The 23,504-nt window shown below is 59.1% G+C and carries 20 protein-coding genes and 1 tRNA gene; 8 read left to right on the forward strand and 13 right to left on the reverse strand.

The genetic code is table 11. The features are described from left to right. Nucleotides 1-5: 5 nt before the first annotated feature. The 7 genes from fliN to ACYQ54_RS06825 form a co-directional block, all read right to left on the reverse strand. The gene (gene fliN / locus ACYQ54_RS06795) at nucleotides 6-341 is read right to left on the reverse strand and encodes a flagellar motor switch protein FliN (RefSeq protein WP_460080529.1); all 336 of its coding nucleotides are present in this window, start codon (nucleotides 339-341) and stop codon (nucleotides 6-8) included. Beyond that, a complete protein-coding gene (locus ACYQ54_RS06800; RefSeq protein WP_460080530.1) occupies nucleotides 338-1,030 on the reverse strand; it encodes a FliH/SctL family protein in 693 nt (230 codons plus the stop codon). The genes fliN and ACYQ54_RS06800 overlap by 4 nt, the downstream gene beginning before the upstream one ends. 38 nt (nucleotides 1,031-1,068) lie before the next feature. Further along, entirely contained in the window at nucleotides 1,069-2,115 is a 1,047-nt protein-coding gene (fliG, locus tag ACYQ54_RS06805; RefSeq protein ID WP_460080532.1) for a flagellar motor switch protein FliG, read from the reverse strand. 2 nt (nucleotides 2,116-2,117) lie between these two features. Continuing rightward, the gene (gene fliF / locus ACYQ54_RS06810) at nucleotides 2,118-3,731 is read right to left on the reverse strand and encodes a flagellar basal-body MS-ring/collar protein FliF (RefSeq protein ID WP_460080534.1); all 1,614 of its coding nucleotides are present in this window, start codon (nucleotides 3,729-3,731) and stop codon (nucleotides 2,118-2,120) included. 310 nt (nucleotides 3,732-4,041) lie between these two features. Beyond that, the gene (sciP, locus tag ACYQ54_RS06815) at nucleotides 4,042-4,317 is read right to left on the reverse strand and encodes a CtrA inhibitor SciP (RefSeq protein ID WP_006940094.1); all 276 of its coding nucleotides are present in this window, start codon (nucleotides 4,315-4,317) and stop codon (nucleotides 4,042-4,044) included. A 382-nt stretch (nucleotides 4,318-4,699) separates the two neighbouring features. Next, nucleotides 4,700-5,359 (reverse strand): flagellar hook assembly protein FlgD, encoded by a 660-nt coding sequence (locus ACYQ54_RS06820; protein ID WP_460080536.1) that lies wholly within the window; start codon nucleotides 5,357-5,359, stop codon nucleotides 4,700-4,702. 30 nt (nucleotides 5,360-5,389) lie between these two features. Then, nucleotides 5,390-7,483: a flagellar hook-length control protein FliK gene (locus tag ACYQ54_RS06825; RefSeq protein ID WP_460080539.1), complete on the reverse strand. Its 2,094-nt coding sequence runs from the start codon at nucleotides 7,481-7,483 to the stop codon at nucleotides 5,390-5,392. A gap of 308 nt (nucleotides 7,484-7,791) precedes the next feature. On the opposite strand from ACYQ54_RS06825, the gene mnmA reads away from it, so the two are divergent. Both mnmA and ACYQ54_RS06835 read left to right on the forward strand, forming a co-directional pair. Continuing rightward, nucleotides 7,792-8,970 carry a tRNA 2-thiouridine(34) synthase MnmA gene (gene mnmA, locus ACYQ54_RS06830; RefSeq protein ID WP_460080540.1) on the forward strand — a complete coding sequence of 393 codons (1,179 nt, stop codon included), beginning with the start codon at nucleotides 7,792-7,794 and terminating at the stop codon, nucleotides 8,968-8,970. A 114-nt stretch (nucleotides 8,971-9,084) separates the two neighbouring features. Further along, nucleotides 9,085-9,161 (forward strand) — tRNA-Met (locus ACYQ54_RS06835). Nucleotides 9,162-9,530: 369 nt separating this feature from the next. Here ACYQ54_RS06835 and ACYQ54_RS06840 read toward each other — a convergent pair. Continuing rightward, a complete protein-coding gene (locus ACYQ54_RS06840; RefSeq protein ID WP_460080542.1) occupies nucleotides 9,531-10,475 on the reverse strand; it encodes a LysR family transcriptional regulator in 945 nt (314 codons plus the stop codon). A 65-nt stretch (nucleotides 10,476-10,540) separates the two neighbouring features. On the opposite strand from ACYQ54_RS06840, the gene ACYQ54_RS06845 reads away from it, so the two are divergent. The 5 genes from ACYQ54_RS06845 to ACYQ54_RS06865 all read left to right on the forward strand — a co-directional run bounded on the left by ACYQ54_RS06845 (nucleotide 10,541) and on the right by ACYQ54_RS06865 (nucleotide 17,393). After that, nucleotides 10,541-12,202 (forward strand): GMC family oxidoreductase, encoded by a 1,662-nt coding sequence (locus ACYQ54_RS06845; protein WP_460080543.1) that lies wholly within the window; start codon nucleotides 10,541-10,543, stop codon nucleotides 12,200-12,202. A 39-nt stretch (nucleotides 12,203-12,241) separates the two neighbouring features. Continuing rightward, nucleotides 12,242-14,752 carry a CoA transferase gene (locus tag ACYQ54_RS06850; protein ID WP_460080544.1) on the forward strand — a complete coding sequence of 837 codons (2,511 nt, stop codon included), beginning with the start codon at nucleotides 12,242-12,244 and terminating at the stop codon, nucleotides 14,750-14,752. 238 nt (nucleotides 14,753-14,990) lie between these two features. Further along, entirely contained in the window at nucleotides 14,991-15,365 is a 375-nt protein-coding gene (locus ACYQ54_RS06855) for a hypothetical protein (protein ID WP_460080545.1), read from the forward strand. 89 nt (nucleotides 15,366-15,454) lie between these two features. After that, nucleotides 15,455-16,981, forward strand: a complete 1,527-nt coding sequence (locus ACYQ54_RS06860; protein WP_460080547.1) for a phospholipase D family protein — start codon at nucleotides 15,455-15,457, stop codon at nucleotides 16,979-16,981. A 178-nt stretch (nucleotides 16,982-17,159) separates the two neighbouring features. Beyond that, nucleotides 17,160-17,393 (forward strand): hypothetical protein, encoded by a 234-nt coding sequence (locus ACYQ54_RS06865; protein ID WP_460080548.1) that lies wholly within the window; start codon nucleotides 17,160-17,162, stop codon nucleotides 17,391-17,393. 133 nt (nucleotides 17,394-17,526) lie between these two features. Here ACYQ54_RS06865 and ACYQ54_RS06870 read toward each other — a convergent pair whose 3' ends face one another. The 5 genes from ACYQ54_RS06870 to ACYQ54_RS06890 form a co-directional block, all read right to left on the reverse strand. Continuing rightward, entirely contained in the window at nucleotides 17,527-18,057 is a 531-nt protein-coding gene (locus tag ACYQ54_RS06870; protein ID WP_460080550.1) for an ABZJ_00895 family protein, read from the reverse strand. Between the two features lie 320 nt (nucleotides 18,058-18,377). After that, the gene (locus ACYQ54_RS06875) at nucleotides 18,378-19,163 is read right to left on the reverse strand and encodes a hypothetical protein (RefSeq protein WP_460080553.1); all 786 of its coding nucleotides are present in this window, start codon (nucleotides 19,161-19,163) and stop codon (nucleotides 18,378-18,380) included. Nucleotides 19,164-19,218: 55 nt separating this feature from the next. After that, a complete protein-coding gene (locus tag ACYQ54_RS06880; protein ID WP_460080554.1) occupies nucleotides 19,219-19,764 on the reverse strand; it encodes a hypothetical protein in 546 nt (181 codons plus the stop codon). Nucleotides 19,765-19,956: 192 nt separating this feature from the next. Beyond that, a complete protein-coding gene (locus tag ACYQ54_RS06885) occupies nucleotides 19,957-21,570 on the reverse strand; it encodes a DUF1254 domain-containing protein (protein ID WP_460080557.1) in 1,614 nt (537 codons plus the stop codon). 290 nt (nucleotides 21,571-21,860) lie between these two features. Beyond that, nucleotides 21,861-22,253, reverse strand: a complete 393-nt coding sequence (locus ACYQ54_RS06890) for a helix-turn-helix domain-containing protein (protein WP_460080559.1) — start codon at nucleotides 22,251-22,253, stop codon at nucleotides 21,861-21,863. Between the two features lie 110 nt (nucleotides 22,254-22,363). On the opposite strand from ACYQ54_RS06890, the gene ACYQ54_RS06895 reads away from it, so the two are divergent. Then, nucleotides 22,364-23,413, forward strand: a complete 1,050-nt coding sequence (locus ACYQ54_RS06895; protein WP_460080561.1) for an AraC family transcriptional regulator — start codon at nucleotides 22,364-22,366, stop codon at nucleotides 23,411-23,413. Nucleotides 23,414-23,504: the final 91 nt, after the last annotated feature.

Genomic DNA, 23,504 nt, shown 5'->3' on the forward strand with positions numbered 1-23,504 from the left:
TTTCCCTATCGATCCGTCTTGATGATTTCAGTCATGGTCACGCCGAGCTTGTCTTCCACCAGGACGACTTCGCCGCGGGCAACCAACCGGTCGTTCACGTAGATATCGATGGCTTCCCCCACCTTCCGGTCGAGTTCCAGGACCGTTCCGGAGGCCAGCTTCAAAAGGTCCGCGACATGCATTCTGGAATGTCCCAGGACGGCGGAGATGCGCACGGGAACGTCGAACACGGCCTCAAGGTCAGCCGCGGACTGCGGGACATGCATTTCGCCGTCGTCGAGCCGGCGCTGAGGCGCCTCGAGCTCGTCGAGCGGAATGTTGTGATCTTGCTCGTCGCTCATGCGTCAGTTTCCTTTTCCGCCGACGTGTCGGAGGTTTTGCTTCGTCTTTCGGCGCTGCGCCCCCGCAGGTAGGAGCGAATGCTGGCATCGATTTCGGCTTCGATGGCCTTGCGATCTCGTCTGATGCCGCCGTCGGCCCACTCTATATGGCAATCGCCTCGACCGATTTCCGGCTCGCCGAGGATAACCAGCCGCCCTTCGAAGCCCTTTTCGTGAATGATCGGATCCACCTGGGCCTTCAGCACCTCTACATCCTTCTCGGCGATACGGATGACAAGATGCGGCGCCTTGCGCAGCGGTCCCAGGCATTCTGACACCAAAGCCACCGTCTCGGCCAGCGGCTGGCGTGCGATGAGATGGGCACACAGGCGTCTAGCCACAAGAAAAGCGAGGCTGATGGCATCTTTCTCGCGATCAGCCACTTGGCCGTCCAGAGTATCCAGGACCCGCGAGACAGCGCCGACCAGATTGTTGACCTCCGCCGTCAGCAAGGTTTCCTGCTTGGTCTGCAGGTCCTGCAACGCCTTCACCCGGCCTTCCTCGAACGCCTGAGCCCTGGCCTTCTTCAGCAGCTCTTCATGCTGGGCGACGGGAATCATCGGAATTTCGGGCTCGACTGGAGCGACCTCTTCCGGCTCTTCAGGCTCGGAGAAGTCAACGTTGAACAGAAATTTCGACGGGTTGGTCATGCTTCCCATTCTGCTGTAAGTGCCTGCCGCTTGCCGCATCAGTAGATAATTTCATCCTCGCCCTTGGACTTGGAGATCATGATCTCGCCCTTGGCCGCCAGGTCCTTGGCCTTGTTCACCATGCTTGTCTGCGCTTCGTCCACGTCGCGCAACCGCACCGGTCCGAGTGCATCCATGTCGTCCTGCAGGAGCTTGGCAGCGCGCGAGGACATGTTGCCGAAGAAGAATTCGCGCGCGGTATCCGTGGAGCCCTTGAGCGCGATCGCAAGCTGATCCTTCTCCACGTGGCGCAGCAGCGTCTGGGCACTTGCCGCGTCGAGCTTGAGAAGGTCGTCGAAGGTGAACATCAGCGTCTTGATGCGGTCGGCGGCTTCGCGGTTGTCCTCTTCCAGCGCCGCCAGGAAACGGGCTTCGGTCTGCCGGTCGAAGTTGTTGAAGATCTCCGCCATCATCTCGTGGCTGTCGCGCCGCGAGGTGTTGGTGAGGTTCGACATGAATTCAACGCGCAGCGTCTGCTCCACTTTTTCCAGAACTTCCTTCTGGACAGCGTCCATGCGCAGCATGCGGCTGACCACTTCCAGCGCCAGTTCTTCCGGCAGGATGCCCAGCACCCGTGCGGCGTGGTCGGAATTGATCTTCGACAGCACCACCGCGACCGTCTGCGGATATTCGTTCTTCAGATAGTTGGCGAGAACGTTCTCCTGCACGTTGGAGAGCTTCTCCCACATGTTACGCCCGGCCGGACCGCGGATTTCCTCCATGATGATGGAAACCTTCTCGCCCGGCAGGAAGCTGGCGAGCAGCCGCTCGGTCGCATCGACGTTCCCTGTCAGCGACCCCTTGGAACTGACACGGCGCACGAAATCCTTGAACAGGTTCTCCAGCATGTTCGGCGTGACCGGGCCGAGGTTGGCCATCGCAGCCGAAACCTGGCGCACTTCGATCTCGTCAAGCTTTGCCCAGATCGGCGCGCCATGGGACTCGCCAAGCGCGAGAAGCAGAACGGCTGCCCGTTCCGCTCCCTTCAGCTCGCGCTCTTCTTCGTCCGCGCTGACCTGCAGCTGTTTCTGGAGTTGATCGCTCACCGTCAGGCCGCCTGTTCATCCAGCCAACCGCGAACGATGGTCACCGCTTCGGTCGGATGGTCCTTGATCATGTCGCCCACTTTGGCAATCGAGCTTGCCTGCATTGCGCCTTCCTGCTTGGCCTGTTCCAGCCATTCGATCACGAATTCGTCTTCGGCTGACTCTTCCTGCGGAACTTCCGTTTCCACCACCAGAGTACCGTCCGGGCCGATCATCAGCTCCTGCGGCTGCTTTTCTTCCGGTGTCACGATGCGGCGAAGAAGCGGACGAACCACAAAGAGCAGCAGCATCACCGCGATCAGGAACAACACGCCAAGCTCCGCAAAGCGAATTATGTCGTTGCGGGTGAAGTCGAACAGGCTGTCGCTTTCGACCAGAAGGTCGTCCTGCGGCGGCAAGGCGAACTGCAGGTTCACCACTTCAACGACGTCACCGCGCTCGGCATTGAACCCGACGGCGGACCGCACCAGAACCGCTATCCGGTCCAGGGTTTCCTGCGACCGCGGCGTGTAGGTGCTGCCGCCATTGTCGTCCGGCTGATAGGTGCCGTCGACCAGCACAGCAACGGACAGCCGCTTGATATTGCCCGCCTCGACCACTTCGGTGCGGGTTGAATGGGAAATCTCGTAGTTGACGATTTCCTCTGTGATGGACGAGGTGTCGCGTTCCGCGCCGCCCTGACCGGCATCCGCGTTCGGAAGCTGGTTGGCGACGGTGACCTGCCCGTTCCGGGAAACAGCGGAAGACGCTTCTTCCTTGGACTGTGTCGAACGCACCACCTGCCCGTCCGGATCGAAGGTCTCGGTGGTTTCCGTCAGACGATTGTAGTCGACTTCCGCGTTGACGCGAACCCTTGCCCGGCCCGGCCCCACGACGGAGTTCAGGATTTCCTCGATCTGGTTGCGCAGCCGTCCTTCGACTTCGACAGTCCGCTCCTGCAACGAATTCGACATCAGACCGTCTTCATCATTGCCCACGCCGGAGGCCAGAAGGCGGCCGCTTTCATCCACGATGGAAACCCGGTCCGGGTCCAGTCCGTCCACCGCAGTGGCAACCAGGTGCTGCACGGCCCGGATTTCACCAGGCCCGAGCGCACCACGCACATTCAGCACGATGGAGGCGGACGGGGGACGGCGATCCTTCTGGAAAAGCTGGCGCTCCGGAATCACCAGGTGAACGCGGGCGGCGCGGATGCGGTCGAGGGAACCGATCGTGCGCGACAGCTCACCTTCCATGGCACGCAGGTGATTGATGTTCTGAACGAAGCTGGTGGCCCCCAGCGTATCGGAACGGTCGAAGATTTCGTAGCCGATGGACCCACCGGTCGGCAGGCCTTCGGCTGCCAGTTGCATGCGCAGGCGGGCGACCTGTTCATTGGGAACAAGAATGGAGGCTCCCTGACGTGCAATCTCGAACTGCACGCCCTGGCTCTCCAGCTGGGACACGATCGCCGCGGAATCTTCAAGCGTCAGCTCATTGTAGAGCGTCGTCATCTGCGGGGCTGTCACCCGGAAGATGATAAACGCGAAGACACCAACGAGGATGGCGGCAACCGCCCCCATTGCGGCAATGCGCGCCGCCCCCAATGTTCTTATGAATTCAACAAGTCCGTTCACGAATGCCCGCCCGCATCTGAAACATGCCCTTGCCGTTATTATTGGAGTCGGCCGGGCACGCCACACCTTCGATGGGCAAAATTTGCCGCCCAGGTGGTTAACAAGTGGTTAACAAAACCTTTCCAATAGGGGTGGATTGGCGGGTTTCCGCCGTTTTCATTAATGCAAACTGCAACTGAGGTGGGGAAAAACTGCCTACCTCATTAATTTTTGGATAAGTTCCGTACGGACAGCAAGACAAATAAAAAGGCCGGCAGAGCCGACCCTTTGATTGCGCCTTTTGAGCGCGGTGCAGAAACTGTATTCCGGATCAATTTCGATATTGTTGGATCCGGGTAGCTCGAAGCCCGGCAAGACCGTGCTTTTCGATCGAGCTTTGCCAGGAGAGAAACTCCTCAACTGTCAGAGTGTACCTCTGGCAAGCTTCTTCAAGGGACAACAAGCCGCCGCGAACTGCGGCAACCACCTCTGCCTTGCGGCGGATAACCCACCGCTTTGTCGAAGTCGGAGGCAGGTCCGCAATGGTTAGCGGGCTCCCGTCCGGTCCGATGACATATTTTACACGCGAACGAATGTGTTCGGTCATTGTACTCTCACACTAACCATGACCAAGGCTCAATTGAGACTACAAGATGACGCTTAACAAACGCCTAAAGCAAAATTGTGTTTTTATTAACTATAAAATCTAAATTTAGTGAATGATATTTAGGATTTGGCAAAGATAAAGGGTCCAATTCTAAATAGTATTATATGAATTCGTTAACCATATTTACCTGACCGTGCAATTTGCAAGGCAATTCGATTAAATTGAAAATTGCAGAGATCTGCATGAACACCTAAATCGTGTAATTTATGTGCCGGCAAACATCCGGTCTGCGGAAAACGGTCGAAACAATGATCCCAAAACGCAGAAAACCGCCCCGGAACAGCTCCGAAGCGGTTTGAAGAAAATTCAATTGACGCGGAATTCAGGACGGACGAGCGACCGACACCACGGAACTGACCGGAAATTCCTGGCTTCCGACCTTCAGCACCGCCTCGCCGCTCGACCAGTCCACGCTGTCGACGATACCGGAAACGGTTGTCTTGACGGTTTCAGGGCGGCTGGACGCGTCCTTCACGTCGAACGAGATGGTATAGAGCCCGTTGACCGCCTGCTGGCCAGAATCGGTCTGGCCGTTCCATAAGAAGGTGCCCTCGCCCGCAGCCAGTTCGATATCGCCGCTGAAGACGATGGAGCCGCTTGTGTTGCGAATCTCGAAGGTGCCTGTCGCATCTTCCGCCACATTGTAGCTCCAGCTTGCCTTGCTGCCCGACAGGGTCGTGGTCGAGGCATCTGCGGTGACTTCATTGCCGATGTAGCTGACGTAGCCCATGCTCTGATTGCTGGTCAGCGAGGCAATGATCTCTTCCAGGTTCTGGTTCTGCTTGATGGCCTGTTCGACGCTCGAATACTGGACCAGCTGATTGGTGTATTCGGCCGAGTCCAGCGGATCCAGCGGATCCTGGTTCTGAATCTGCGTCGTCAGGATGCTCAGGAACAGTTCGTAATCCGCGATAAGCCCAGCCTGGCTGTTAGCCGAACCGGTCTGCGACGATGCCGAGGAAGCTGGAGAAACAGTTGTCATTTTTCACTCCTGAGGCGGCAACCCGCCCCGTTAAACTTTCATGTCCAGACCGCCGCGTTGTTCGGCGATGGTCATTCTGACAATGTCTTCAAGCATCGGATCGGCTTCCGCGGAAACCGTGCCTCCGCCACCATTGGAAGCCGGCTGATGGCCGCCTTCACCCTGCTGGGAGCCGAACTGCTGGCCACCGTCCTGCCTCAGGGAAAATTGCAGATTGTCTGAATCCGGGTTGAGACCGGCCGCTTCCAGTGCCCGCTCCAGACCGCGCTGGTCGCGCAGGAACATGTCCAGCGTCTCCGGGCGGTCGACCCGCAGATGGGCCTGCACCTTGCCGTCGTGAGATACCTTCATCTCGACGTCTACCCGGCCTAGCTCCGGGGGGTCGAAACGCATCTGGAAACGGGTCTGACCGTCCTTCAGATTACGTGCAATTTCGGCAGCCACCTGGGTTGCAACTTGACCGGACTGGCTCTGGCTGGGCGCTTGCAGGCTCTCGGTCCGCATCGCTCCGGCAAGATCGCCACCCCGCACCGTGGCCGTGCCGAATTCACCGGAGATACTTGTCTCCGGCAGATCTGCCGGCAGTTCCGCGTCTTCCGCGGCGATATTCGAAAGCGCTGCCGCCGCAACAGGGGCCGCCAACACAGCTCCGCGCGGTTCCGGCCCTGCCCGCTCAGGACCGTTCGCAGTCGGTCCTTCGGCAAGGTTCTGGGTATTTCCGGTCGTCTGCGGGCCGGCAGCAGTCTCAGTGTTTACCTTTAGAGGACCCACCCCGGCTTCATCTGCCCCGTCACCGGAAAGCAGCTGCTCGGCCGGAACCGGCTGAGGCGTTGCCGGAGCTGCCTGCGGCACGGGCACGGTTCCCGCATTCGCGGCTGCCGTACTTTGTGTCGTTGAGGCGCCCGTGGTGTTGCCTGCCTGTGCTGCCGCCCCACCTGTTTCCGCATTCACTGTCACCGGCGTTTCAGCCGGCTGAACGGAGACCTGCCCCTCCGTCACAACTGTGGCGGGAGCTGTGGATGTCCCGGCACTGTCAGCCGAAGCAACAGTCGCGGCAACAGCAGAAACGGAAGCTGCAACAGTTCCGGCAGGTGTGGCCGCGGCCACCTGAAGGCCCGGTGCGTTAGCTGCCGCCTGAGCAGCACCTGGAGCACCCGTCTGGGCCGCAGCCTGGTTCGGCAGCCCTGTGGCTGATTGCGGACCCTTCGGCTGTATGAATGGCGTTCCCTGCGCCCGAAACTCTTTCGGCAGTTCGCTTTGCCAGCGGCGCTCAGTCGTCACGGGCGCTGGCCGGGTCCCGGCCGCCTGAAGCTCAGCGCCGACTGCCGGTTTCTGATCTCCGGCCGTTGCCGGCTGCGTGGCGCCTGCCTCTGCTCCGGTTGCGGTTCCGCCCAGATTCGACCCTGCCGCCGGCAAAGCCGAACTGGAATTTGCATTGGCGTCGGCATCGGCTGCCGGTACAGGCGCAGTCCCGTTTGCAGTGCCAGACAACGGAGCCGATGGCGCGCCGCCTGTAGCAGGCCCGGCACCGGAAAGCACACCATCAGCCGACACGGAAGCAACCACAGCGCCGTCTCCGGTCACGACCGGAACGGGCGGCACAGCAGCCGCGACCGGTGCAAGTTCAGCCCCCAGGGCAGCGTCACCCGCTTCCGCCGTATCCTCACCATCAGCAAGAAGCGGATCTGTCTCGGCCTCGCCCGGTTGCGCGTCGTTCACCGGCAGGGTCACCGGGAGGGTTCCGGTCTCCACGTCGCTGGTGACAACCGAACCAACTGCCTGAACAGCCGATTCCGCTGAAACAGGCGGCACGAGTTCGCCGGTAACAACATTGGCCTGGGTCTGCGCGGCAACGGCGCCCGGCGTCACTGGTTCGGCTGCCCGCCTCCCCTTGACGGAAACCACAGCACTGACCTGCGCCTTACCCTGCCCGGCAACCGAACTCAGTTCCTCGGCAAATCCGTTTGCCTTGCCCCCGATTGAGGCACCCGCGGCACCGGCAGACGCCTGCCCACCAGCAAGCGCGCTGCCCGCGCCTGCCGCCAGCGCCCCGGCAGATACATCCGTTGTAAGTCCAAATGGCAGCACGTTTGCCCCCAGCTCCTGGCCCGCAGCGGCGGGCACATTACGTCACCGAGATTGAAAGCAAACATCGGGCCAAATGCAGAAACCGGAAAAACTCATTGAAACCATTGGCCTTTCTCCCAATCCAACGCGGATTTATCCGGCATCTGGGCGGCAAGCTTTGCCGGTCAGGCAAAGCGTGCCTGCCATGCAGGGGAAGCAATTGGCAGCAGCTCGCCTTATCTGTATAGTGCCGCCAACTTTGAATTGGGCCCTTGATCGCCGCCCGCCCGACGGGGCGCGGATGGCATGGGACGGACAACCGCCCCGCCTGCGCGATCGGCCGAAAACTTCTGGAAGTACACTGGATGCGAAACAGTCTGGATCTGCCCGGCCGCCCGGAAGACACTCGCGTTGTCGTCGCCATGTCAGGCGGCGTCGACAGCTCGGTCGTGGCCGCCCTGATGAAGGCGGAAGGCTACGACGTCATCGGGGTCACCCTGCAGCTTTACGATCATGGCGCAGCCGTCAGCAAGGCAAAGTCCTGCTGCGCAGGCGTCGACATTCACGATGCCCGCCGTGCGGCGGAAATGATCGGCATTCCCCATTATGTGCTGGATTATGAAAGCCGGTTCAAGGAACAGGTCATGGACCGTTTCGCCGACAGCTACATCGCCGGCGAAACACCGATCCCATGCGTTTCCTGCAACCAGACGGTCAAGTTCACCGATCTTCTGAAGACCGCCAAGGATCTCGGTGCGGATGCACTGGCGACCGGGCACTATGTCCGCTCTGCCCAGCAGGGCAACAAGCGCGCGCTTTTCCGTCCGGCCGATCTCGACCGCGACCAGAGTTATTTCCTGTTCGCCACCACGCAGGACCAGCTCGATTTCATCCGTTTTCCGCTGGGCGGCATGCCCAAGTCGAAGGTGCGTGAGCTTGCGGCCGAATTCGGCCTGACCGTCGCCAACAAGCCGGACAGCCAGGACATCTGCTTCGTACCCAACGGCGATTATGCAGAGGTCATCCGCAAGCTGCGCCCCAATGCGGCCGAACCGGGCGAGATCGTTCATATGGACGGACGCGTGCTGGGCACGCACGACGGCATCATCCACTACACCATCGGCCAGCGTCGCGGCCTTGGCGTTGCGACCGGTGACCCGCTTTATGTGGTGCGCCTTGATCCGGACGAGCGCCGTGTCGTCGTCGGCCCGCGCGAGGCCCTGGCCACCCGCACCATCCTGTTGCGCGAGATGAACTGGATCGGCGACCAGCCGCTGGATGAAGGCGACGAGATCGAGCTGTTCGCCAAGGTCCGCTCCACGCGCCCGCCGGCATCAGCCACCTTGCGCATTTTGAACGGCAAGGGCTTCGTGGATCTCGCCAATGGCGAAACCGGCGTCGCCCCGGGCCAGGCCTGCGTCTTCTTCGATACGGACGACGATACGGCCCGCGTTCTGGGCGGCGGCTGGATCCACAAGACCGAACGCACGGGCGACTGGGCGCTCGATTTTCCACAGGCTAAAACCCCGGTTTCTGCGGCTTGAAGCCAAACAAAAAACTTTGCGGCCGGACGCCAATTCAACGCTTGACGCCCGCCCGCCGCCTCACTATAAGCACCCCACGTTGCGCGGGCCGCCCAGGCCCGGATCGCACAGGATGGCGGAGTAGCTCAGCCGGTTAGAGCAGCGGAATCATAATCCGCGTGTCGGGGGTTCGAGTCCCTCCTCCGCTACCAAATCCAACTTGATCTGACACCACGCAATTCAATCGGGTTCGGTGAACCTCATTTTGGAATTGCCCGGGGTTGGTGAAGAGCGTTTAGCTCAGTTCTTCGGGTTTCTTCTGCGCAATGTCAGTCTGCTGGTTGTTTCCTCACGCATGGCCGTCACCGTGTGAGCGTTGCTTCTCACTTGCCTAATGATCGATGTGATTTTCGTCTGCAAAGTTTCAGCACCTCGCTCCTCCTACTCCAAGCGCCAATCGACCCTTCGAGAGGGCGCATGATCGATCAGTCGCCTCCGAAAAGCCGGGGCGATGACCTGCTTTCCTGGCACGTCAAAACGTCAAGCTGAAACCGCAGTGAGGCGCTGACAAAGCTTGCGGCTCACTTGCCAATCCAAATTTCCTGAAGAGAGTCCAGAAGCGCCGCAATCGTGTCCCGACCCAAATGCCGGTTCATTGTTGCAAAGCCCAGGCAGGCGGGAACGGATACCGCATTCCCCACCGCAATACCGAAGGCCTGGCGCTGGTGCAAGGCAATGGACTCGCGGCAGAGGCTGAGGCCAACGCCTGCCCGCACCATTTCCAGCATCGATGCCTCCTGATCAACCAAGGCAACGATGTTCTGACGGCAATTATGTCTGGTGAATATCTCGGCCAGCAATCGGTAGTGCGCCGATGTGGGCGGCGTGCCAATCCAGGGCAGCTCTGCCAAGACTTCCCAGCCCGCGGTCTCGACCTGGGCCTGCCATCCCGGAGGGGCGATGACACGATAAGCGAAGTCGGCAAGCCGCACGGTGTGGAGCCTTTCCTCATTCTGCTGAAGCACCGGCCCGTCCGGAGTGCTCAGATAAAACCCCGCATCGATATGGCCTCGCATCAGCCTCGCCAGAACCTCACCGCTGACCCCATGGGTAAGCTCAGTTGTTATGCCGGGATAATCGGCACGCAACCGCCGCAGCAGAGGACCAAGCCGGATGAATTCGGGATCCACGATGGTTCCAATGCGTAACGTGCCACTGACACTGCCTTTGCCCTGCTGCGCACTGCGACGAAACTCTGCCAGGGCCTCGAGCACCTGCTCCGCCTTGGCCAAGAGTTCCGCACCGCTATTGCTCAATTCCAGTCCCCTGGATGTGCGTCTGAAAAGCGTGGTCCCTGTTTCCTCCGCCAGCCGTTTGAGCTGATGACTGACGGCGGGTTGGGTCAGGTTCAAAAGCTCGGCGGCGCGCGAGACACTGCCCTCGCGGGCAACGGTGGTGAAGGCCAGCAGTCCGCTGATGTTTGAAAAGAGCTTCATATAAAAATCTCTAATATCACTTGGTGCCAATTGTCATTGGATTTGTGCGAGATGCCCCGTTAAAGCCCAAAACAGTGCAGTTCAGGGAGGGAACCATGTCGATCGACATGACGTTCGATTATATCGTCGTGGGGGCTGGTACCGCCGGCTGCCTGTTGGCCAACCGGTTGAGCGCCGATCCGTCCAACAATGTTCTCCTGCTCGAAGCCGGCAAGCGCGACAATTACCCGTGGATCCACATCCCGGTGGGTTACCTCTACTGCATCGGCAATCCGCGCGCCGATTGGCTCTATAACACCGAACCTGACAGGGGTTTGAACGGACGCGCCTTGCGGTATCCACGCGGCAAGACGCTGGGCGGCTGTTCCTCGATCAATGGCATGATCTACATGCGCGGTCAGGCCCGCGACTATGACAATTGGGCCCGGATCACCGGCGAGGATGCCTGGGCGTGGGAAAACGCGCTTCCGGATTTCAAGAAGCACGAAGATCACTACAGGCTCGATGACGGCGACCTGCGCACCGGTGACAACAGCCGATTTTCCGACTTTCACGGGCATGGCGGCGAATGGCGGGTGGAAAAGCAGCGTCTGCGTTGGGATGTACTGGACAGTTTCGCCGACGCGGCAACTCAAATCGGCGTCGAGAAGACCGAGGACTTCAATTCAGGCGACAATGCGGGGGTTGGCTATTTCGATGTCAATCAGCGCGCGGGTTGGCGCTGGAACACATCGAAAGCCTTCCTGCGCCCGGCCAAAAACCGCCCCAACCTGACCATCTGGACCGAAGCGCAAGTCGAGCGACTGACGTTCGAGCGTGATGCCGACGGTGGCCTGCGTTGTGCGGGCGCTATCGTGAACCGGGCCGGCCAGTCCCGCAGACTTTCCGCCACGAAGGAAGTCGTGCTGTCGGCAGGAGCCGTTAACTCGCCGCAGATCCTGCAGCTATCCGGCGTGGGGTCCGCTGCGCTATTGCGCGAACACGGTATCGAAGTGGTCATGGATGCGCCTCAGGTAGGCGAGAACCTTCAGGACCATCTTCAGATCCGTGCCGTGTTCAAGGTCAAAGGTACGAAGACGCTCAACACCCTGGCTTCGACCCTTTTGGGCAAGGCGAAAATCGGCATGGAGTATGCGTTCAAACGGTCCGGCCCGATGAGCATGGCACCCAGCCAGCTGGGCGCCTTCACCCGGTCGGATCCGCAGCGCCCCCACGCGAACCTCGAATACCATGTCCAGCCACTCAGCCTGGATTCATTCGGGGAACCTCTGCACGCATTCCCGGCAATCACGGTCTCGGTCTGCAACCTGAACCCGACCAGCCGTGGTCATGTGAAGATCAGCTCGAACAGCTTCCGCGATGCGCCGAGGATTACGCCCAATTATCTCGACACGGACGAAGACCGCAAGGTCGCCGCCGAAAGCCTGCGGCAGGTTCGCACGATCATGATGCAGCCGGCGATGGAAGCTTATGCACCCGAGGAATTCAAGCCCGGTGTCGAGTATCAAACCGACGAAGAACTGGCTAAGCTTGCAGGGGACATCGCCAACACGATCTTCCATCCGGTCGGCACTGTCCGCATGGGCCGCGAGGACGATGCCGCAGCCCCGCTCGACCCGCATCTGCGGGTCAAGGGGATTGCGGGATTGCGCGTGGTCGATGCCTCTGTCATGCCGGAAATCACCAGCGGCAACACCAATTCGCCCACGCTCATGATCGCCGAAAAAGCCGCCCAATGGATACTCGCAGGACAGTGACAAAACGAGCCTTATAAAGGCAAGAATTGCGGAGGAACAATGCGCAAGACCTTTTCCCAGCTTCCGCTGACCGGCGTAAAGATCGTCGATTTCGGCCAATATATCGCTGGACCTGCAGTGGGAATGCTGCTCGGTGATCTGGGCGCCACGGTGGTCAAGATTGACCCGCTTGCAGGTCCCATGTGGGACAGTCCGGCCAATGCAGCACTGAACCGGAACAAGGTCATTGTGAACCTTGATTTGAAAACGGAAGACGGGCTGGAAAAAGCCCGGGCACTGTGTTCCGAAGCCGATATCGTGATCGAGAACTTCCGGCCGGGGAAGCTCGCAGCGCTGGGACTCGATTTTGCGGAGATGCGCAAGGAGCGTCCCGAACTCATCACCTTGTCGATCCCTGGCTTTGCCTCGAACGATCTTGAACGTCGCGAACAGCGCGCGTTTGAAACTGTTGTTGCGGCAAGCTCCGGTGTGTTTACGGATATGGGGCTGAACCGCGTCCTGATGGGTGTAAACCCGTCCTTTTCTCCGCTGCCGCTGGCCTCGGCCTATGCTGCACAGATTGCAGCCTCCGCTGCGGTGCTGGCACTGCAATCGCGGCAAGTGACTGGGCGTGGCGATCAGATAGAAGTGCCTTTGGCCGCCGCGGTGATGGAGGGGCTGTGTTACAACTCCATCAAGGTGGCCGACATGCCCGAACGCTACCTTACGCAGCGCGAAAAAGAGATCGAGCGACGCCGGATCGAAGGTCTGCAGATGAACGTTCCCTACGAGGATCTGCAGGAACTTCTGGATCCGTTCTTCCGCAGCTACATGTGCAAGGACGGACGCATGTTCTACGTGGTCTGCCCCAGCCATAAACATCATGCGAAGCGCTGCCTTGAAGTGCTGGGCATTTACGAGAAGCTGGTCGAAGACGGGCTGACCTCAGAGGACGACACCTACAAACCCTGGGCCGAATGGTCCTCGCCGGTTTCGCTGGGTGTCTATCCCATGCCCAAGGACTGGGCCGACCACATCGCCGCGCGCATGAAGGAGGTCTTCATGACGCGCACCGCGCGCGAATGGGTCAAGCTTTTCGGCCGTGCCGGCATCCCGGGTGGGCCGCAGTTGTGGCTTCAGGAATGGATCAACGACGAATACGCAGAGCACTCCGGCCTGATGATCGACGTCTGGGATCCGGAATACGGTGAAATGACCCAACCCGGCCCAATCGTCTGGATGGAGGAAAGCGGCGAGGAAGCACTGACGCCCGAACCGCGCCGCTGGGTGGAGTTCGACGAAGCGCTGAAGATCCTGCGGAAGCTTCGAACCGACATTCCAGAGCCGTCCGAGGAGAACGATCAAGAGGCATGGCTGACTGGTGTGCGCGTGCTGGACCTCTGCAATGTGATCGCGGGACCGCATTCAGCCTGCTATCTCGCCCGCTTTGGCGCAGAGGTCATCAAACTCGACCCCGCTCAGCCGCTATACGACAGCTGGAACACGGTGATCTATGGCCTTTCCCAGATGCGCGGCAAACGCTCGATGCTTGCCGATCTGAAATCGCGTTACGGACGGCAGGTGTTTGAAGATCTCGTGAAATCGGTCGATATCATCGTCTGGAACGCACCTGACAGCCAGATCAAGCGCATGGGCCTCGATACCGAGAGCCTGCGCAAGCTGAACCCGGATGCGATCTTCTGCAAGCTCGACTGCTTCTCGGGCGTACGCCGCGGAGTTCGAACCGACTATATCGGCTATGACGACCTCGTGCAGGCCGCGACAGGCATCATGCTGCGCTTCGGGGGAGCCATGGACAGGCCCGAGGAACACGCGCATGTGGGCACGATTGACGTCATGTGCGGATTTGGTGGCGCGCTGGCGGTGGCAGCGGCACTTTATCAGAAACACCGCCATGGCCGGATTGGACGGGGACGCACCTCGCTGTCCGCCAACAGCGGGCTGCTGCAGCTGCCCTTTGCCTTTGACTACAAGGGACGCGGGTTGTTTGACGAACCTTCCGGACCCGAAGCCATCGGCTGGGACGATCTCAGCCGCTTTTACAGCACCGCCTCCGGACGGCACATACTTCTGAGCGCTTATGAGAATGACCTTCAGCGCTTTCGCAATGTCGAAGGACTTGAAGAGCTTCCCGATATTGACCCCGATGAGCGCGCCGCCTATCTCGCTGCCGCGTTCCAGAGCCAACCCGCCTCGGAATGGCTCTCACGACTGCGGGACGCGGATATCGGCGTGGCGATCTGTGAAAACATCGATGCGCTCAGAGCGAGACACTCCCGGGAAGCGGATGATACACCGGGAACAGACAATGGCAGCTATTCCTTCTCGGTTTATGCTGATCACCCTTCGGGTCATGAGGTCATCCAGCTTGACCCATACGCCGTGCGGACAACTCGCGGGAAGGTCTACTCGGTGTCTCCCTCCGAAAAATTCGGCGCGTCCACCCGCACCATTCTGGCCGAGCTCGGCTATGCCGATCGTGCGGTCGAAAAAATGCTGGCCTCAGGCGCACTAAGTGAGTCCTGGAGCGAGGAATATCTGCCGAGCTGACTTGGGAGCAGGCGGCACTTCGCCGCCTGCGGCAATCCACGTTGGGCTTGCACCGGAAACGCTTCGACCGGGAAGCAATGTCGCGTGTCCGGGGCCGAGTCCCTCCTCCACGACCTGCCCCGGCCCAGTCAATGCCGCTTGAGCCGGTCTTCGCGTCCAATCACGTTGATGCGCAGACTGTCGGTCAGACGCAGCGCACCAACACCGATGTCGTCTCGCCGGAACCGCAACGGCGCTGATGTCTTCCACTGCGACAAGCACCGGGGACGACTTCCATTCCACCAACCAGTGGAGCATCCTTGACAGTCTCGGCCTGACAGACCTGGCAACCGACAACCTCGAAGGCAGTCCGCCCCCGAGCCAATACGGCGAAGGCGGTGACTTTGAGGCCCGGTCAGTTGGCAACCTGGTGGTCGAAACAAAGTGGCATTACGCCGCCGGCGGTTTCTACGACAAGATGAAACTCATTTCCGATGGCTTGCTCGTAACGGATGCCGATCACCTGAAAATCGATGCGACCAGGCAAGTTCGCATAACCGGGCAGACCTGCAACCGCGGACTGGTACCGGAGAGCACCTGTCAAAGCGCACAATGGACCGCTGGGCACGCATGAAGTAACAATTCAGGGTAGAGTTAGAGTGTACGACGGCCCAGTCTTTGGTTTGGGCTTTTTGGCAACGGGCGCCTGTCATGGGGAGAACGATGCGAACCTGGACCTGTCTTCTAGGTCTTGCAATGCTGCTATTGGCGGCCTGTTCGACGCTGAACAGAGATTTTCCGCGCGTAGAAACGACTGCTTTTACAGCTTATCGAAGCACCTATCTGGGCCGCCTTTTCCGGACAGCTGAAAAAAGTCATCCGGGCAAATCCGGTGTCTCGCTTGTCACGACCGGGCGCAACGCGTTCGCCATCAGGGTGGCCATGACGGAACTCGCGGAGCACAGCCTTGATCTGCAATACTACATCTGGGATGCGGACCAGAGCGGACGCATCCTCGCGCAGGCCCTGTTGCGGAGTGCGGATCGCGGTGTACGCGTGCGCCTTCTCATCGATGATATCAACGTCAACGGACGCGATGCAATCCTCGCAAGTCTGGATGCCCATCCGAACATCGAGATCCGGTTGTTCAATCCCTTCGTGAACCGGTCTTCGCAAGTCCTGAACCTGATAGGTGATTTCGACCGCCTGAACCACCGGATGCACAACAAGCTGATGATTGCCGACAATGCGGTTGCCCTGCTCGGCGGGCGCAATATCGGCGACCACTATTTCGACGTGTCCGAGGACTCGAACTATCGCGACCTGGACATCGCGGCGGTCGGCCCCGTGGTGCGGGATGCCTCGAGCGTCTTCGACTATTTCTGGAACAGGGACTGGTCAGTGCCGGTCGGGGCCAGCGTCGACCGGGCCTTTGGAAAAACCGACCTGGAAAATGCCCGCAGAAAGCTGGAAGAGACGATCGATACCGAAGGATACCCCTATCCTTTCCGCCAGAAAGTGGTTGCCGTCCGCCAGTCGATGTCAACTCTCACGCGGCAACTCGTCTGGGCACCGACCTATGTCGTCTGGGACGATCCGGCCGATTTTGTCGCCGGAAAGAACGGTGGCAAGATCCTCAAGGCTCTCGTCGGCAAGGTGGACGGGCTGAAGCGTGAACTGCTGATGGAGAACGCCTATTTCGTTCCCACCCAAGCAGGCGCGGACAAGCTGAAGGAGCTCTCTGCCCGCGGCGTGAAAGTTCGTGTTCTCACCAACTCGCTCAGTTCAAACGACGTAATCGCCGTTCACGCCGGCTATTCGAAATACCGCGTGGAACTTTTGGCAGCAGGTGTCGAGCTGCACGAAGTCAGGGCCGATTCCGCGAAAGTTCAACAAACGCTCTTTTCGACGGAGTCGAAGGCAGGGCTGCACACCAAGGCCGCGGTGTTTGACGGCACGTCGCTGTTCGTCGGCAGTTTCAATCTGGATCCACGGTCTGCCAACCTCAATACGGAAATCGGACTCTACGTGGAAAGCACCGAACTGGCGCGCCGGCTGACAGCCTTTCTGAACGAAGGCGTTTCTTTGCAAAACAGCTACCGGCTCGAACTGAACGACAATGGCAGGATCCTGTGGAAGAGCGAGCAGGACGGCGAGATCGTCACCTTCACTTCGGATCCGGGATCGACATTGGGTCAGCGCTTCACCACCGGCATCATCGGAACGCTCCCTGTCGAAGGGCAGTTGTGACCGGTCTTGCCGGGTTGTTGAGTTCCCTGCCATTGCTCGATGCTGCGCCGGCACAGGCTGCAAACGGTGCGCACGGCACACGTTGCATGCAAAGACATCCAGTCAGCACACGCTATTGACCTTGTGTTATTCCGAGGGATCGAATAAGCGCCAATCAAACAACATCGGGAATGCACCATTGAGCGAACTGACCGTAGCGGATGCAACAGACCGCGTATATGAATCCCTTCAGGCGGATAATGAAGACATTGATCTGCACATCGCAGCCCTGAAGGCCGCGTTGAAACGTGAGGGTCTGAAAGAAGCTGTCCTTGATCCGGACAGGCTCGTACAAAACAACCGGTCCGGCCGAAAGCTGCTGCAGGCCTATTTCCGCCAGCGCGGCGTGAAGGTCACATTCGCAGCTTCGTAACGCGAAGCTGCCATCGGCTCACCTGTTTGGCGACCTCGAGCGTCCGACCGATCAGGCTCCACCGGCACCGCTGCTGGCGCTATGCTCAAATAGCGGCGCTGCCGTGCTGGTTTTCCTGGGACAGGTTCCAACGTCACTCGAAAACCGTGCTGCTCTTCGCTTGATTTTTCAGATGTATTTTCTCGGCATGCCGTGCAGCGCTTCTAAACATGAAACGTTTCGAAACCCAGGAAATCGCAAACACGAAGATCATCAGCGGCACGACAAAGACCATTATTGATCCGAGGCCATTCGGAAGTTCATCTTGTGAAAGCAGGAACCAGAAGAACACCCCTGCAAAAACCATGGAAATAGCGATTTCAACCAGTGTCATCTGAAAAGAGGCCCACCAGGAGAAACTCTTGTCGGGGATGACTTCATATTTCCTGTAAAACTGCCGTCCTGCGTCCGATGCAGCTCCCATAACAGAGGCAATCTGGTTCACCGAACCGTTCAGGGAAATTCCGGTAAAAGTTTCCAAAATGGCACTGATGATCGCTATTGCGATCAACAACCCTGTGAAAACAAACGCAAATCGAACCAATCCAACATCTTTCTGCACGGCAGCCCCCGAAAAATCCCAAAACAATTCCTGTTTTGCGTAGGCGCAATCAAACCTACGCATGCGCATTGCCAGACAGACATCCCTCGGCCGGGACTTCTGACGGCAATCGACAGGCTTATAGGGTTTAAATCTTAAGTTGTAATTTCCAAGATTGCTTTTATTCGAGACAGATGCGCGTCCGGCGCCAGACTGTTGACGCACCGATGCCGATAAACTGCCACCCAGCCTTAAGGACGTTGTTGGGGCCGTCTGGGCTTGCGGGCTGAAGGCACAGGGTGTGGAGAGGGCAAACAAGCCTCGGCAAATCAGGCAGGCAATTCCGGCAGTTCAGACGTCGAACGAGCGAACAGCCGTCCGACACGCTCACGAAATCGGCCGGTCTAGAATCTCATTTTCATGCCGATCAGCGGGCCGTTTATCGTCAAGTCACTCAGCTTCGAGTCATCGTCGAAATTGTAGTCCAGGTAGCGGTATCCCAGAACCACATCGAACCGGTCGAAACGGTAGTTAAGTCCGCCGAAGGCCTGCCAGGTCAGATCGCTCTGGCCGGTGCCGATGTCCCCGTAATAGGAGACGTAAAATCGGTCCGTCAGGCTCGTCTCACCTTTGAAGCCGACGATCCCGTCAAACACATGACCTCCGGCATTTACCTCACCGCCCACGCGGCCGATATTGAAGCTCAACTGGGTGTCGATCCAGGTGTATCTCAGGCCACCGAGCGCTCTGATCTTTGTCCGCGGAGTGTCAATCACGGCGTAAGTCACGCCTGACGTGTTGATGAAAGCCTGGATCGCAACGCCCACCCCGGTTTCCACCGGCCGTCTGATAATGTTCGCCGTGGACGTCTCCGAACCTTGCAGATTGAGGTAGATAAAATCGGCAAATCCACCGAAACGCCCCTTCTCGGCAGTGAGCTGTCCCATGGCGGTAAAGTTCAGGTTCTGCAGGATCTCCGACAGAGGAAGCTCGACATTGTCCCCCGCCGACGTCGTCATGTCGATATCCGGGAGCCAGCCATAAAGACCCGCCTCAAAGCGCCAGCCGTGGAAGGGTTCCGCTTCCACCGGGCGTTCGTCCGGTTGGGCAATATCGGCAGCGGCCGCCGGAAGTCCAAGGCAGACCAGAAGGCCGCCCGAGGCAACCGATTTCAGCGCAATACTCAGCATGTCGTTCTCCCGCACCGCATTGTCCCTCGTGAACACGGCCTCTTTTTCAGACAATTCACCGGTACATATATGCCCGGCGATAGACGCGGCGCCGGGCGCCGGCATAGGAAATCGGCGTCATCGGCATGCCGATGACATCAATAAAGACGGAGACGTTTTCCCCGGTCGCAGGCAACTCGCCCTCGATCGTTTTCACCGCATAGACCAGATCATTCCCCTCGAGACGAGGATCCATCAGGACCACCACCGATTGACGAAGCGCGTCGCCTTCAAGAACCGAAATATCGGCATTCGGCGGATCCGAGAGGAAGCTGTCGGTGCCTTCGCTCCAGAACGGAAGGAATGCAGCGGTGGTCATGTTGCCGGCGATCCGCTCCGGTCGATCGGAAAAGAACAGCGTCGTCGGGCTGATATCCTTGAGCGTCAGTGTCATTGCTGCCGGATCGAATGCCATGCTTTTCGAAGTCTGGACAAAAAGGAAGTCGGCATTGTCTTCCGCGGCATGTGCTGCCGAATAGGAGCCTGCCGCCGCAATTGCCGCGGTTCCGGCCAGGCTCGTTACCAGTGTCCGTCTGTTTACTGCAAGTTCCTGCGGCTTCATCTGAAGTCTCCCAACAGATTGACAATGGAGCCACTTCCGATACGCGAAAGTGGCTCAAGGACGAAATTCCAGAGGCGGTCAAGTCAGCTTGAGACGACCGGGCTTCCCCAGCGCTACACTCCCGCTTGCAAAGCCGCCTCCGGGATGGCCCGGACAGTCTGGCGCCGGCTTACCCGGTCACTCCAGGCGTTCCTATTGAACTTCCTCCATCTCGCTCGGCCGCCAGGTCTTGTCGAAGAAGGATGGAAGCGGGCTGTAGAGACGCAGGATGGTGAACCAGCCCTTCTCCGGATTGGTCTGGATCCAGTTGCCGCGGTCCACACCATTGGGCTGCTCGGGGCTGAACCAGACAGTGGTGGAACCGTCCTCGGCTGATGTTGCCGCTGGAGAGGGATAGCTCTGCGACCCCGCGCGCGGATATTTCTGCGGTGTCTGCAGCATCGACCGGGTCTGGTTGTCATAGACGGTAAAGGACCAGAACGCCTTGGCCGGAATATCCTTTGGCAGCGTCACCTTGTAGGTCTTCGCACCATCATAGGGCTCTCCCTTGCTGTCCACGAAACCCATCAGATACTGCGAGCCGACGCCGGGGATGTTCATGATCATGCCGGGGCTGTCGAGCGTGTAGCCGTAGTAAAAGGCCGTACGTGAATCCAGCGTGCGGGCACCGGTTGCTGCAAGTGGCTTGAACATGCCGTCTTCAAAGGCCGGCGGCGGAGTTTCGAAGAAGGCGCCACCTTCCCAGAGCATGCTGCCCCACATGGAACCCGGATAGTACGCCCAGTCCGGGTGTGCACTGTAGGGGCGCCAGTTCAGCACTCGGCCGGCAGCCTGCCCTACCGCAGCCGCATTGGTGAGGATCTTCTTCATCCGGTCGTCCGGCGCGAATTCCTTGCCCTTGACGATGCCGATTGCGGCAAGCTGCCCGGCAAGTTCCACGTTATAGCTGGTCGCGGGTTCGGCCTGGACGTTCTCGTTGATCCACTCGTAGAAACCGATATCGCTCGGTGGAATGGTGTTGAACGACAGGTGGCTGGCCTCAACGAAGGTAGTCTCGGGTATCTTGGCATTCGCACCGAGGCGGACCGTTCCGGTCAGCGCCTGGGCAATGCTGGTGCCATAGCCTCCGGGCGCATAGGGATAGATCTTGAAGTTTGCCTTGATGTTCGCGACCGCAGGCTTGGGGTCGCTGTCGACCAGGTAGGCGCGCGAGGCGTAGAGAATGCGGTTCGTCTTGGAGTGGGCAACAAAGTAACCGCCTTCAGGCAGCGGGCCGTCATAACCCGGGCCGACGATCAGGTATTTGCCGCCCAGGCCGCGATCCGGCCCGGGGCCGCCAACATCGATGATCCAGGAGAACCACATGTCGTTGATCGTGCCAACCCCGTCAGACGGCTGTTCGATCACCATCGGCCCCTTCGAAAGATCAACGACCGAAAGGTAATAGACCGTGTCGGCGTTACCGGTGAGGAACAGCGACGCGGAATCCATCAGTTCAGAGGTGATCACCGCGTCGTTGTAACCAGCGCCGACGCTCTGGAAACCCTTTTGGATACCGAGCGCCGAAGCACCGCGAAAGCTGTTGTTATAGACGTTGAGCGCACGGGTGAAATCCAGCGTGTCGAAGACCTTCTGCGCTGTGTCCGCGCTTGGCGCACCGTCCCGAAACTCCAGCGTTCCGATGTTCGTTTCGATGCGGTCGGGCGCGCCGAGTGACTGGACGACCTGTTCTGTCACTTCGGCATGGGAAGCACCGGCCAGAGACAGGGCCAGAACCATTCCACAACTCATGGAGAGCTTGTGCATAATAAACTTCCTTTTCTTCCAAATATTTAGCTGAATGACCGGTCAACCACCGGCGTGTTGTATCGATGCGTCAAGTCTTGCGGGTCCACGGCTCACGAGAGCTGCACTACAAGCGCGCTGGCGAGCCGATCCGTTGCCGGATGTGGCGTTTTTTCGGATCAGGCCGACAAGATCCGCGGCAGTCCAGAACTTGGGACGACAAACAACGCCAAAGAGCTCACGGCGGTCGGACGGATCATCCCGCATCCCTCCTCTATCAGGTCTCGTTTACTGCCTTAATTTACGTAAAGTCATGTGTCACTTCTGCCCATTACGCGCCATTTCAACTCCCCTGATTCCACGTTACTTTGCGCTAATCGGCATGCCTTGGGCGTCTGACCTGACCATCTGGTGAACGCGCGGGCAAAGGCGCTTGGTGAACTGTAGCCGAGCCTTGCGGCGATCTCCTGAACCCTCAGGTCCGTTTCGTGCAACAAAGCAGCGGCGATGCTGAACCGGCTCTGATCTACGAGTGCCCAAAAGGTGGTGCCGTGGCATTTCAGGCTTCGTTGAAGCGTTCGCGGGCTGGTCTCGAGACGGGCTGCGGTGGCCTCAAGCGATATCGTACCTGCCAGTGCAAGCCCGGCGATCGCCGACCTGACCTTGGCAAGCTCCTTGTCGGAACTGTTCTTTCGGCTGGGCATTTATGTTACCCTGAGTTGAAAGACGTGGCATAGTCATTCTGACCGGTTGGAAACACGAACTCCGACCATTGCGCGCCAATTTTCAGGCGGGTGGGCCAAGGGGATTTCGTGTGAAAAGCAAGCTTGCACTCGCCCGGGCGGCTCATCTGAACAATTTTATCTCCGCACTGCGCGACATTGGCGCTCCGGTCGACCGCGCGCTTGCCCATTCCAAACTGCCGCAACACGTTGAAGAGACCCCGGATCTCTACATCAGTATTCCCATTGCCCTGGAATGGATCGCAAGAACGGGCCATGATCTGCCAGCCATGGAGCTTGGCCTGATTGGCGCACAGGCTTCCTCGCTGTCGTCTTTGCGTCCCATCCAGCAAGCCGCCATCATGACGGCGCAAACCGGCCTCACACGCCTGGAATCCCTGGCTGCCCTCTCTCGGTTCGAGGACAGTGTCCTGGAGATGACCCTCCGGCCTGAAGGAGACGACGTCCGCGTGATCTGCGACATGAAAGGTCTGGGGCGCCATCCTCACCTGTGCTTTGCGGAGTGGTTGAACCTTCAGGCGGTGATTTCAGTGATGCGAAGCGTGGCGGGGCCAAAGTGGTGTCCGAGTGAAATGTGCTTCATATCCCCTCATCATGTGACCGAGGCCATACACACCGCATTTCCCCACACATGGTTCAGGGTTGGCCAACCGCATACTTCTGTTGTCGTGGAACGATCGTCTCTCGCTCTTTCAACGCAAGTTCCCGAACCCCGCCAACCAGCCCTTCAAGCGAAAGGTCCGGCAACTTCGAAAGATCTTCACGTATCGGAAATGGAAGGCTGGGAGTTTGTCAGCCTGCTTCGAAAGATGATTCAGCCATATCTAACCGAGGGACGCACAGGTGTTGCTTTTGCCGCGGAGATGGCAGGTGTCAGCACACGAACTTTGCAACGACGTCTCAAGCTATGCGGAAACTCCTATTCGCAGCTTCTTCAGGAGGCCCGTTTCGAGCTGGCACGCAAGAACCTTGAGAATCCATCGCTCAAGGTCATCGATGTTGCCATGCTGGCCGGTTACGAGAGCCCGCAGCATTTCACACGCGCCTTCCGCCGGTTTACCGGCATCACCCCGACGGGCTATCGCCATCAGACCCTCAACGGTGCCGGCGAGGTCAATTGACCCAGAAACACTGAGCCGGTTCGACAGACCATGTCCGGAACAGTCAGCCTGGAAACACTTCAAAACACCGCTAAAATATGCTTATTTTACC

The sequence above is a fragment of the Roseibium sp. LAB1 genome, assembly GCF_054658235.1.